Genomic DNA, 12,979 nt, shown 5'->3' with positions numbered 1-12,979 from the left:
CGCATCGACCTTGACTCTCTCCCGTCACCGTGGTTAACCCTCCCTCCCGCGGCGTCGGTAACGTCGCAATCCACCTCGGACTCCCATGAAAAAAGACATTCATCCCGATTATCATCCGACCGTCTTCCAAGATATGACGACCGGCAAGCGCTTCATCACCCGTTCGACTGTGAAGTCGGACAAGACCGAAGAAATCGACGGCGTCGAGCACGTCGTGGTCTCGATGGGCATCACTTCTGACTCTCACCCCTTCTTCACTGGTAAAGCCCAGTTTGTGGATACCGAGGGTCGGATCGACAAGTTCCAAAAGCGCTTTGGCACCACTCGCCGCGCAACGAAGCCAAAGCTCACTCCCAAGGTCGCGGAAGCTGCTCCTGCAGCAAGCGAAGAGGCCTAAGTCCCTCTTCAGCAATACTCAATTTTCAATGGAAAGGCGGAACTTCGGTTCCGTCTTTTTTATTAGCCTCTTCAGGCTCGGCCAAACAAGCCGACACACCTCAAAAAATTTCATGACAAGAAGAATGCTCCCTTTCTGTCAGTTGAGAGCACTTTAACCTTCCCCTCACAAACCTCTCCTTTCAACTTGAGGATGATTGAACGGGGAAAGTCCAGAGCCGAATATTGCTGAACTCGTTTCAGACCTGATGAGCGATGCCGAAGGAGAGCTTGCGATGCGTCAGGTGACCCACCCTGACCAAGCCGAACCAAGCGATTGCATCGTGATCCCCGCTACTGACGAATCTCAATCTACTCCTCGATGAGGGGCCGCGATATCAGCCCCTCGAACGACCTAAGATTCCTCAGGCAGAGCCAAACGGACGAATGAATCCCCTTCCGGTAATTCGATGGCAAAGGATCCCGCAGACCCCGCCGCGACCAGCGTTTGATTCCAATGCTGCAGATCGGAGGAACTTTCCACGAACAAGTCACTTCGAGTGCCGGTAGACGGAAGAGATAGCGCGACCTTTCCCAAGTGAGGTTCCAAGATCCACGGCACCTCCCGCACGCCAACCGATAGGCCCAAGGCATAGAGAATGCCGACCGGAACAGCGCCCAGCTTGTCAGAAGCATCACGCGGAACGGGCGCCCCGGAATCGGTCACCCACTGAACCAAACCAGCCGACGGAACCATCACCTCTCCCACAGCCTCGAAACCACCGAGGTCACTAATTGTCATCTCGAAGGGATCCGTGATGAAGGTCTCCGCGGTCGAATCATGCTCCAGCGTCACCTCATAGCGGTCCGAAACCACTCCAGCTTCCAGCAAAATGGCTTTCACCGAGGTCGTTCCCCGGGTTTCCCCCGAGAGAGGCTCTTCGGCATAATCGACCGTATGCTCCAAAATCAGAGTCCCCGCGTAGAAATAGTTTACAGTCAGGGTTCCACTCTTGAGCCGAATGCTGTGGTGCTCTTGCTCGAGCTGTCCCGTCCCGGGCTCCACCCCGCCTCCCGCCTCATTCGTTGACAAGTCGCTGCTCAGGCCGTCGAAAATCAGCTCGAAACTACCCAGTTCTGCAGGGTCGTTGGGCACATAGTTCGAGCTCCCTCCAGAGTAAGTCAAATGGCATCCGTCTTGATAAAAGAAACTCGTCGGCTCGCCTGATGCCGGATCGATTGTGATATCAGCCCTGAGGTTTCCCCCAAAAGCCTGTTCAATTTCCGCATAACCAGAATCCGTTGCATAAGTGCTGATCCCCACTCCACCAGGCACGACCAGCAACTCGATCGGAGCCGCCCAAACTGGCAAAATCAAGAGCGGAAAAATTCGGAAAACGGACATCGGAGTTTAGGATAAAAGCGCTTTGAAAGACTAAACCGAGAGCAATTTGCCTGCCAGAGCAAACTGATTCACCGCCTCTCCCCGAAATTCCGCAAAACGGGTTCCCACTCGAAAATCTGCTCCCAAGCCACTGTCATCTCATAAAATTCGATAGAATGAGAAAGCAGAAAAAGTAATCTGCCACGATGGTTTCTCCCCGCCCCCACTTTCCCTTCAATACTCGGCACTGGTTCCGTCGCATCTGCCTCCTCCTCGCGGTCGGGACTGTGTTCTCCCACACCAGGGCATTTGCGAATCCCATCGAGATCCCCGAGACTCTCGATGATGTTCTCGCATTCTACTGCTACGATTGTCACGACGACTCGATTAGCAAGGGAGGCTTGGACCTGACCAGCACCCCCTTTGACCTCGGGGACAAGCAACTTTTTTCAGATTGGATTCACGTCTTTGATCGAATCAAAAAGGGAGAAATGCCTCCTCACGATGAGGAACAACCGACCACTCAAGAGCGCGAAGACTTTCTAGCCGAACTCAATGCCATCCTCCTTGAAGCCGACCAGAAACAAGTGGCGGAGAAAGGGCGGGTCCACGGCAGACGCCTGACGCGGATTGAGTATGAACACACACTCCAAGACCTCCTCGGAATCAAGATCCCCCTGTCCAACCTCCTCCCTGCCGACGAGAGTGGAAAGGACTTTGAAACGATCGCGGATGCTCAAAGATTAAGCCACTTTCACCTGAGCCAATACTTGGAGGCAGCCGACCAAGCTCTCGAGGAAGCCATGAACAGAGCAAGTCGGGGGGAGCAGCAATTCTATCGAAAGTTCAATGCCAAGCAACTCACCGCCGAGTCCCGCTCGGTGGGACAGAACTATCGTGGTCCCCAGGCAATCAACGGTCGAATTTACAGTTGGGCCCGCGCAATCAGCTTCAATGGCAACATGGCGGCAACCCGCGTCCCTGCCAGCGGGTGGTACCGTATCACCGTGAAGAACGTCCAAGGGGTCAACCCCGGTCCGGACGGAGCCGTCTGGGCCACGCTCAAAATTGGTTCAGGTCGCTCCAATGAACCCATTCAATTCGTCGCCGATATCATCGAGGCAACCGGCGACCCCAAAGACTTCGTCTGTGATGCATGGATGCAGGCAGGCCATCTGGTGGAGATCCAACCTGCCGAGGGAACCAATAAACTGGTTCGCATCGACCCTGAAGCGAGGAAGAAGGACCTCCACTTCTACCATGGTCGCAACCTCGAACAGGAGGGATACGCAGCTATCGCCTTCGACTCCCTCACGCTCCAAAGAGTCTACCCCGCAGGCACCCGAAACAAAATCCGCAATCGGCTCCTCCCCGGGATTCAATTCTCGGGAGGAAAGCCAGTCCTGCAAAACCCCGATCGGGAGATTAAGCGCCTCATCACCCGCTTCGCCTATCAGGCCTTTCGGCGGCCTGTCTCCAGCTCACAGCTGACCCCCTATCTAGAGCTCGCCCTCGCCCGCTATGACGAGACGAACGATCTGTTCGAGGCTCTTCGCGAAGGATACCGGGCCATTCTTTGCTCGCCGCGTTTTCTTACTTTTGTCGAGCCCCCCGGTCAGCTCGATGACTATGCTATTGCCAGCCGACTCAGCTATCTCTTTTGGTCCAGTCTCCCCGACCAGACTCTCATGAAAAAGGCTGCCGAGGGAAAGCTTCGCAATCAACAGGTTCTTCTCAATCAAGCCAACCGGCTCCTGGCGCATCCCAAGTCCGAGCGTTTCTTTGTCAACTTCACCGACCAGTGGCTGCAACTCAATCAAATTGGATTCACCTCTCCAGATCCGCGCCGTTTCCGCCAGTTCGACCCCGTGCTTCAAGAATCGATGGTGCGCGAAACCCGAGCCTTTGTCAGGGAGCTCTTTGACAAAGACTTGAGCGTTCGAAACTTCGTGCAGTCCGACTTCAGCTTTCTCAACACCCGTCTCAAGACCCACTACCAGATGGATGACGCCACAGTGAAAGCTGGTTACGGCCTGCAAAAAATACCCAGTGGTGAGAATGCCCGCAGCGGGCTCATCACCCAAGGCTCCATTCTCAAAATCACCGCCGATGGTTCTGTCACCTCGCCGGTGATCCGGGGAGTGTGGATTGGGGAAAGAATCCTAGGCCGCCACATCCCACCGCCACCCGCCAACGTCCCCGCCATCGAACCCGATATCCGGGGAGCGATTAGCATCCGCGACCAGCTCGAGAAGCATCGCGCCGACAAATCTTGTGCGGCGTGCCACCTGAAAATCGACCCCCCGGGGTTTGCTTTGGAAAGCTACGATCCCGTGGGCCGTTGGCGTGAATTCTATGGCAAAGCCAATCGTTCCGCCAAAATCGACCCTTCCGGAATCACCCTCGACGGGCAACAATTCGAGGACATCCGGGAGTGGAAAGCCCACTTTGCCAAGCAGCACGAAATCCTGGCCCGTGCCTTTGCCGGCAACCTGTTGGCCTACTCCACCGGAGCCGACGTCCGATTCAGTGACCGCCCCGTCATCGAAGATATCCTCAAGACCACCAAGAAAGATGACTACGGCGTCCTCTCTCTCCTCCAAGCCGTCATCACCAGCGACTCCTTCCTAAAAAAATAACACTATGTCCCCCTTCAACATTCACACCGGTGCTCAACTCTCGCGCCGCCGCTTTCTCCGCAACGCGGGGATCGCAATCGGCTTGCCGATGCTCGACGCCATGACCCCGGCCTTCGCCGCCGAACCAATCAAAACACCCAAACGCTTTGTTGGGGTCAGCCTTTCACTGGGCCTCCACAGCCCCAACCTGGTCCCCCAAGATGCGGGCTTCAACTACCAGCCATCCCAATACCTTCGTTCGCTGCAAGATATTCGCGACCGCTTCACAGTCATTTCCGGGACTTCTCATCCCGGGGTTACCGGCGGTCACAAGGCTGAGAGCAGCATCTTCTCAGCTTGCCCCAATCAAGGCGGCAGCGCTGAACGCAATACCATCTCCCTCGACCAATTGATGGCCAAACACCTCGGCCACGAAACCCGCTTCCCCTCGCTGGTCCTTACCACCGGAGGACAACGCAGTCCTAGCTATACGGAGAACGGAGCTATGATTCCCGCTATTGACGATCCCCGTGCACTCTTCGAACAACTCTTCGTTGACGATGATCCGAAGGTCATTCGCCGCAAGGAGGAATTGCTGCGCAGCGGCAAGAGTATACTTGATATCGTCGGAGCGGAGGCCAAAGCCCTTCAACGAGAAGTTGGCAACGGAGATAGGGAAAAGCTCGACTCATGGTTCACCAGCGTTCGCGAGCTCGAACAACGGCTGGAGATGAACAAACAGTGGGTCAACAGGCCCAAGCCCCGCATCGGCAAACAACCTCGCGTTGCGGAGCGCGACAATGCGGCCGACATCGAACGCGCCACCCTCGACATCGCTCTCCTCGCTCTTCAAACTGACTCCACCCGTTTCATCACGCTCCATTGCACCGGCAACGTCGTGCGCGGAATTGATGGAGTCGAGGAGAGCTATCACGGGCTCAGCCATCATGGACTGGACGACGACAAACTTCGCCAGCTCACCCTCGTGGAGCAGGCCATGATTGACTCTTGGGGGAACTTCGTGCGCCAGCTCAAAGCCAGCACACATCAGGACCGCTGCCTCTTGGACGACACCACTGTATTGCTAACTTCCAATTTGGGTAACGCCTCTTCGCACAACACCCGCAACATGCCGGTTCTCCTTGCGGGTGGCAGCTTCAAGCATGGTCAGCATTTGGCCTTTGACCAAAATGACAACTACCCGTTGCCCAACCTCTATCTCAGCGCACTTCACGAAGTCGGTCTCATGCATGAAAACTTTGCCACCTCGACCGGCAATATGAAGGGCCTCGAAAGACAGACTTAGAAGAAAACAAAGACTCAGTTTCTCTCCCCTCGAGGAGGCCCCATGCGGCGGCCTCCGGGACCACCTTGCCCCGGGCCACCTCCACCACCGGGGCCCTTCACCGCGGGGGTCCCCCGATAGTTGCGCAAGATGACGGGCCACTTGTTGGTGATAAAGTAGGCGTAGGTCCCCTCCGGAAAGTCGGGGGTCACAGTGAAACGTCCATTGCATTCGTCGAGGGTTCCCGAGCCTTCCACATACTCGTAGTCATCGGTGAAAGCCCCGTCGTAGGTGCCCCCGGGACCATTAGGTGGTTCGGGTCGTTCGCCTTTTTTCAAACGATAGCTCGATGTCATCTCGACCAATTCCGATTCGGGATCCTTGGGATCGGAATAGCCATAGAGCGCGTAGATGGGAAAGCCGTCAAAGGCCCAGCCAATGATGGGCGAATGGGTCTCGGTCGAGAATTCGATGCCCTCCAGATATCCGGCAGGCTTTCCGTGATAGTGATACTTCCCGCCCGGCTGCACGTGGGCGTAGTTTTCATCGAGACCAAAGTTGATTGCCCCGCCCAAGGCCTCGTAGTTCCAAGGCCGGCTCTTGCCATCCTCACCAGTCCAGAATTCGCCAGTGCCCGCCTCCACATAGACCCCGTTCAACAAGATGCCGACGGCGGTGCGGGCAGGTGTTGCCTGGTCGTTCATCTCGGGTTTCAGCGGCAGCGTGATGTCCGCCTTCTGCTCAGTCATCGTGTTCGGGTTTCCCGCGTTGGGGAACTTTCCAATCTTGTGCTCCGGGACGACGTTGGAGCTGATGATGCGCGAATCGCCTTCAATCTTGATGGACACCTGGCTCTCGAATGGAGCCTCTTGCTCAGCAGGAATCAGTTCCAAAGGCTTGGACTCGGTTTCGCTGTAGATGCGGCCGGAACCACCGGGTCCACCCCCACCCGGCCCCCGACGTCCGGGAGGATGGGGTCCGTTGGCATCTTGCGCGATCGCAGGAGCACTCAAGCCGACCAAAGTGGCGGCACAAAGGGTAATTTTCAGATGCTTGGTTTTCATAGTGAACTTGTCACTCCTACTAACCTCACAATTGTTAAGCTCATGTTACGAGAGTGCAAATTTCTTGAAAAATCTGCCTCTCGCCACTCGACGCCTCACCAGACTTTCTCTCCCCGTTCATCGTAGGGAAGCCAAAGCAAGGAAACGGAGGTCACCTCGATATCCTTCTTGTAGGGCTTCACCGACTCGGTCTCGAACTTCATGTAAAGAGGGTCAAAGTCCCGGTCCATCTCGGCGATCTCTTCCTTCAGTTCTGCTTCCAAGCGCGCGACTTCCTCTTCCAAGCCCTCCACCTTGCGCTCCGCCACTTTGACATCCGCTCGCTGCTGATAGGCGCGTGAGGCCGAGGTCACGGTGCTGCCGCGAGACTTTCGCGCCCCGAACAAGGCACCCAGAATCCCACCCACAATCTTCGCTCCCGTCTGCATGGTCGCGGTGTGGGCTTGCGCCTTTTCCTTATCCAAAGCGAGCTCCGCCCGATCCAGCTGACCCTCCTTGGTCCGCAGCTTGGACTCGTATTTGTCGCGTAATTTCTCCACCGCCTCGTCACGCGCTTCGCGGGCCTTGAGCTGAAGCCGCGCCCGAAAGTCCCCTTCGCCCTCGCCCATTTGCGAGTATTCATCGAGCTCGTCGCAGAAGAACAACTCCACGCGCTCGTTGCGATAGAGCCAGTCCTCGAACTCGTCTTCCACCGGCTTGTAGTTGTCCGCGTTCATGGCGTAGCCCGGCAGATTGGCGAAACCGACCCCCATGCGCGGCTGACTCTTCAGACTTTTCAAAGGGACGGTGCAGCCGCTGTCCTCTTCCCAATCAATCCCCCGCTCCCCGATGGGATTCACGAAACGAATGAGGCGCGAGCCTTCCATCTTTGCCTTCTTGGAGGAAAAGTGAACCTCGGCCTCCCGCAGCAAGGCGGGATGATACTCCACCCCTTCACTCTCTCCGGCGAAGAGCACGAAGAACTCCTTCACCCCCTTGCCCACTAGCGGACGTTCGCCTTTGGGAGCCTCGGGCTCGGCCTGGCTCATGGCCATCGGGTTGGCCGCAGCTACTACTTTCTTAGTAGTTGAGCCCTCGAACGCGCCCCGCTTGGGATCCATCAGGGTCTTGATCTGTCGCCGGGTCAAGGGACCACGCAGATAGCTCATCACCCAGCGGACATGAAAGACCGTGGGGGCCGCATCATGCACGTTGTTCATCAGAAAGACCCGCCCCTTCAGTCCCGATAGCAACTCGCTCACCATCGAGCGGTCAAAGTTCGCACCGCCCTCGCTCATCGCGCCCTCCAGACCATCCAGAACCCGCATCTTGTCGCGCTCGGTCTGCAGGCGCCCCAGCCACCAGGTTCCGATATTGGAGAGCGCCTTGTAGTCGAGGTCCACCGGGTTCTGCGTGGCCACCAGGACCCCCAAGCCAAAGGCGCGGGCCTGCTTGAGCATGGTCATGAGCGGCTTCTTGCTCGGTGGATTGGAGACCGGCGGCAGGTAGCCGTAGATCTCGTCAATATAAAGCATGGCCCGCAAACTGGTGGTGCCGCTCTGCGCCCGCATCCAACCCAACATCTGGTTGAGGAGAAGGGAAACGAAGAACATGCGCTCGGTGTCGCTGAGATGGGCAATGGAGAAAATAGAAACCCGCGCCTTTCCCTCTGGAGTATACATCATGCGCTGGATATCGAGCGGTGGCCCCTCCAACCAAGTCGAGAACCCGGGACTGGCTAACAAGTTATTAAACCTAAGAGCCAGCTTCTGACGATCCTTCTCACCATAAAAGCTCTCGACATCAATCACCCCCACTTTGCCGAACTGAGGTCGCTGGATATTGCGAATCAGCCCTTCCAGCGAAAGACTTTCCTCATTCCCCCAGCAATGCTGGAAAATCGCCCCCAGTAAAACCGCCTCCGGACTCTGAATCGGATCCGCATCCACTCCCACCAACGAAAGCAGCGACGACACCGTGCTCTCGATGCGCTCACCCAACAGCTCGCCATCATCCATCACCTCGAAAGGCGGGACATCGAGCGAACTCAGGATCGAAACCGGAATCCCCGCCTTGCTCCCGGGGGTGAAGACATTGATGTCCACTTTGTCCCGCATTTGCTGCACCCGCTCCCCACTTTGCCCCCAATCCGCGATGCCGTTCTTCCACATCTCCGCCACGCCCGAGGCAAACTCAGGAACCGTCTTACCCTTCTTGCGCGCGTCATCCTCATTGACCCAAGGCTCGAAATCACTGCCCTGAAAGCTAGGGAAAGTCAGCATCAGGTTCGGGATATCACCCTTGGGGTCGATCACGATGGCAGGGATATTATCCATCGCCGCCTCCTCCAGTAGTCCGAGACAAAGCCCCGTCTTGCCCGAACCCGTCATCCCCAGCACCGCGCCGTGGGTCACCAGGTCCTTGGAGTCATAGAGGGTCAGATTGTCTTCCAGCTCGCCCTTCGCCAAGTCATAGCCCCGGCCCAGGTAAAACTTCCCCAACTTCTCGTAATCAGAAACGGCAATATCCATGCCTCAGGCTGTCGCCAAAATGCAAAAAAGAGAAATCGAAAATCAAGAAAGCCTGTTCCGCACGATCACTCGGCGTCGACTTCTTCGGAAGACTCTTCACTCTGCTCTTCAGTGGGCGAATCCTCTTTGCTTCGTAGGCCTTTTAAAAATCCGCTCACCTTCCCCGCCGCTTTCTCTTTCAACTCCTCGGTCAACTTCTCCAGCCGACGGGACTTGAGTGCAATGACTTGATCCTTTCCCGTCAAATCCACTTACACGGGCTCGTAGCGCTCGTCGGTAACCACAAGATAATCCCAACGGTAGGTCAAATAGTCATCTGCCCGCGTCTTCGATTGAACCCGTCCCGAATCCGACCGTAGCTCATATTGCACCGCCCACGCAGGAATCACCGAATCCGACGAAAAGCTGACGCGAGCTTTCAGAAAAGCTTCGTGCGCAATGAAGCCTCCCACACCCAGCGCCACCAATCCATAAGCCAACAACTTTGGGAGCAGGTCTTTCGGCTGAAACCTCCGATGACCTTGACGCAGATTGGGACGCTCTTTCTTCCGCCCCACGAGCCAAAGAATCCCCCAGATAGCAAGCTCCACCAGAAGCACGACCAACTCCACGATAAGGACAATCAGCGCAATCAAGGCTTCCACCAAGGCTACAATCATCATCGGAATTGCCTCCAAACCATCCATCTGCCGAGTCTCTCTTTCGCAAGGAAAGATGAAAAGTCTCAAAATAGGAGCGACCAATTGCGGTTGACCCAGAGTAGTCAATCAAACCTCTAATTCCTTCACCCTTCCGAAGGATAGCAAGCTTCCCTATTTTCTCCCTTTCGCTATCTTTACTCTAACAACGACCCCGATGAAAATCCTGCGCCCCCTCCTCTTCTTCCTTCTAGCCCTCCCCGTCATTGCCCAAGAATGCCTCGACTTCGAGAATTTCACCTCTGGCACCATTTTCAGCGGAAGTCAGGAGAGCATCTCGTTCAACACCACCTTTCTCGCCCAGCCCAACCAGCTTCCCGGTGGCGGCTCCACCTCTGGCGGCTCGGTTTCCGTGGGACAATCGATTTCGGCCCTCAATTCCGGACAAGCTCTGAACGTGAACAATGCGGCGGTCCAAATCTGCCTCCCGGGCCTGAAGGAGGTTTCGTTCCGTTTCTCCAACCAAGGGGGCTACTTCAACTTTTCCATCGATGGCTCTTCTGTGGCCATTCCCGCCAACGAGCCTGGTTCCCTCAGTGTCAAGGGCGTCGACATCGTCATTACTGGCACCATGCCCAACAACCGTCTGACGGGCGAAATCACCCTCACCGCGCAGGACGGAACTTTCGAGTGCTTTTCAGTCGGCGGGCAAGAGTTGCAGATCGATGACATCTGCTTCCTCACCTGCGAAAACCCCAGCAGTCCGGATAGCGCGATCCCAGAGATTCATTGCGTCGAATTCGAAGACCTCGACAAGCAAGGCCCCTTCCCGATTGAGAGTTCTTACGTTGAAAATGAGATCACTTTCAAGATTAGAGAGCGCGACGGGGCCTTTGGGCAAGCAACCTCGTCCACCCTTCGCCAGGCGGGACATCTCGGAAAGGAGTTTCACTTTCAGGACAGCGGATTCAACGTGGGTTCCGATTGCTGGAGCGTGGTTAAATTTCACTTTTACACCAAGGAGCAGGTAGAGGTCACGGTGAATGGAATCACTACCATCGCATCAAGCATCTCCGCGCTAGACGGACAAATGATCGGCGACGCAATGGTCGTCATCCAAGATAACCCAACCAACTCGGGTCAAGGTATTGCTTGCTTCCTGGGGCGGATCGAAGATTTCGCAATCACGGGAAAAGACTTCTACCTCGACCACTTTTGCGTGGCTGATTGCCTACAGGATTGCATCGACTTCGAGGGCGAGAATGTCGGAACCAAATACGTCAAAGGCGACACCATCAACGAGGACGGCTTCGAACTATCGATTGCAAATCCTCAGAGCATTGACACCCCGGCTCAGATCTCCACTGACAACCATGCCTTGGGATCGGGCAATGAGCTCCTTCTCAACGCTGGAGAGATCAACTTCGGCAAAGTCTGCTTCAATGGGCTCGCCTTCCAATATGGCCAATTTACCGACAACTTCACCTTATCTATTGGTGGGGCTCAAGCCGTTGGGAATCGCCTAAGTGAGCTGGACGGCCAAACCATCGGCGATATGACTGTGGAAGTCTTTGTCACGCAAGCCCACGGCGATTGGGAACGAGGTGTCATCCGCCTCAATGGCGCAGCCAACGAGATCGCCCTTTACGCCGAGGGCCTCTACCTCGATCGGGTCTGCATCGAAGAATGCCCGGAGCCTCTCGTGGTGGGATTTGGGGAGGAGCCTCTTGGCGAAGTCTATGAGAACGGCGACACCTTCGGCGAGGACAACACCACCTTCACCGTTTGCGACTTCCGCATCAACGACGAGGGCAGCGCAACCATCACCGGGGACAACCAAACCGGCGGCACGGGACAAGCGATCGACCTCGACTTTGCTTCCCTCAAGTTCGACCTCCTCTGCGCCTCACGCCTCTCCTTCCAATTCGCCAATTTCGGAGCCAACGGAGGTCCGCAAGGTTTCGGCCTCGATGTCCGAATGGTGATCAACGGCATCAGCTCAGGGAATGTGCAAAACTTCACCGAGCTCAACGACACCAGTCTGGGAGGAGCCTATATCAGCGTGGTCTCGTCCGGCAACTCGGGCACCGTGACCATCACGGGCGATCTCGAAAGAGTGATCATCGGAGGCTTCAACATCCAGCTCGACAACCTGATGCAGACGCCCTTCACCGGGGGGCCCCAGTGCCACAACTTCAACACTTGGGACCCCAGCCTCACATACGGGATATTCAATGAAGACCTCATCTACCACGACGATGGTACCGCGATGGCATTCCTCTATTTCATCACCGTCGACGACCAATACCTTGACGGAACCGCCACCATCTCCAACACGCAATCCGCAGGAGGGAGTGGCCAGGAACTCACCTTGCTCAATTCGACCGCTTATATCACCGAGCTCTATGGTGATTGGTCCGACGTCTCGTTTCGCTTCCGTGACTTGGGACTCGCTTCCGGTCGCCAGGCCTTGCTAACAGTCAACTCTGAGACCTACAGCTATGACCTCATCACCGATTTGGACGGGCAAGTTTTTCACGCCGGGACCGACGCCGAAGTCACCGCCTCAGTCGTCAGTGAAGTCCGCGATGGAAAGATTGTCGGCATCGTCAAACTGGACGGCATCGTCAATCAAATCGCCATCGGCGGACAAGGTCTCGTCATCGACGACATCTGCGGCACCCGGCAACCCGCCCCCATCCTGATTGACAGTCAAATCGTCAGCGTGGAGCAAACTGCGCCCGGCGAGTTCACCTACATCTGGGACGTCGAAGCGCTCAATGTCCAGGACTCTGACTTCTTTGTCGGACGAAGCACCGACCTGTCCAGCTTCTCCCGCTTCTACGACCACAACGTTACGGTGCAAAGCCTCGGCAACGACCGCTACCGTGTCACCGAGACCCAACCCATCGACGTCGAAAAACGCTTCTACAAAGTTTACCTGCGGTCGTTTTAACTCACGGCACCGAAACAAGGCGATAAGAACAAGTATTCCTATCTTCCTTTCCAAAGCCTGTTACAAGGCCCTCTTACCTGTTCATCTTGGTGGGGATTTATCGTCGCCTTTTGGCCCCTGCCGATGGCGCGATTCTGTCACCTCCTCCG

The 12,979-nt window shown here is 56.1% G+C and carries 9 protein-coding genes; 4 read left to right on the top strand and 5 right to left on the bottom strand.

Annotation, left to right across the window (positions count from 1 at the left end; genetic code table 11):
• The first annotated feature begins 85 nt into the window (after positions 1-85).
• Positions 86-397 carry a type B 50S ribosomal protein L31 gene (locus IE099_RS18375; protein ID WP_189573418.1) on the top strand — a complete coding sequence of 104 codons (312 nt, stop codon included), beginning with the start codon at positions 86-88 and terminating at the stop codon, positions 395-397.
• Between the two features lie 393 nt (positions 398-790).
• On the opposite strand, the gene IE099_RS18370 is transcribed toward IE099_RS18375, so the two are convergent.
• A complete protein-coding gene (locus IE099_RS18370; protein WP_189573415.1) occupies positions 791-1,780 on the bottom strand; it encodes a hypothetical protein in 990 nt (329 codons plus the stop codon).
• A gap of 185 nt (positions 1,781-1,965) precedes the next feature.
• Between IE099_RS18370 and IE099_RS18365 the strand changes: the two genes are divergently transcribed.
• Both IE099_RS18365 and IE099_RS18360 read left to right on the top strand, forming a co-directional pair.
• On the top strand, positions 1,966-4,398 hold the full coding sequence (locus tag IE099_RS18365) for a DUF1592 domain-containing protein (RefSeq protein WP_189573412.1): 2,433 nt from the start codon (positions 1,966-1,968) through the stop codon (positions 4,396-4,398).
• A 4-nt stretch (positions 4,399-4,402) separates the two neighbouring features.
• On the top strand, positions 4,403-5,683 hold the full coding sequence (locus tag IE099_RS18360) for a DUF1552 domain-containing protein (RefSeq protein ID WP_189573409.1): 1,281 nt from the start codon (positions 4,403-4,405) through the stop codon (positions 5,681-5,683).
• Between the two features lie 14 nt (positions 5,684-5,697).
• Here IE099_RS18360 and IE099_RS18355 read toward each other — a convergent pair whose 3' ends face one another.
• The 4 genes from IE099_RS18355 to IE099_RS18340 all read right to left on the bottom strand — a co-directional run bounded on the left by IE099_RS18355 (position 5,698) and on the right by IE099_RS18340 (position 9,898).
• Complete coding sequence (locus IE099_RS18355) at positions 5,698-6,726, bottom strand: YHYH protein (RefSeq protein WP_189573406.1); 1,029 nt, start codon at positions 6,724-6,726, stop codon at positions 5,698-5,700.
• Positions 6,727-6,821: 95 nt separating this feature from the next.
• Positions 6,822-9,236, bottom strand: a complete 2,415-nt coding sequence (locus tag IE099_RS18350; RefSeq protein ID WP_189573375.1) for an ATP-binding protein — start codon at positions 9,234-9,236, stop codon at positions 6,822-6,824.
• A 65-nt stretch (positions 9,237-9,301) separates the two neighbouring features.
• Complete coding sequence (locus tag IE099_RS18345) at positions 9,302-9,487, bottom strand: hypothetical protein (RefSeq protein WP_189573372.1); 186 nt, start codon at positions 9,485-9,487, stop codon at positions 9,302-9,304.
• Entirely contained in the window at positions 9,488-9,898 is a 411-nt protein-coding gene (locus IE099_RS18340) for a hypothetical protein (protein ID WP_189573370.1), read from the bottom strand. It abuts the gene before it with no gap.
• Positions 9,899-10,091: 193 nt separating this feature from the next.
• On the opposite strand from IE099_RS18340, the gene IE099_RS18335 reads away from it, so the two are divergent.
• Positions 10,092-12,830, top strand: coding sequence for a hypothetical protein (locus tag IE099_RS18335; protein WP_189573367.1), 2,739 nt, complete (start codon positions 10,092-10,094; stop codon positions 12,828-12,830).
• Positions 12,831-12,979 lie beyond the last annotated feature (149 nt).

Origin of the sequence: Roseibacillus persicicus, assembly GCF_014651675.1 — a bacterium.
GTDB lineage: Bacteria > Verrucomicrobiota > Verrucomicrobiia > Verrucomicrobiales > Akkermansiaceae > Roseibacillus > Roseibacillus persicicus.
Note: the sequence above shows the minus strand (reverse complement) of the source record. Positions and strands in the feature narration are given on the sequence as shown.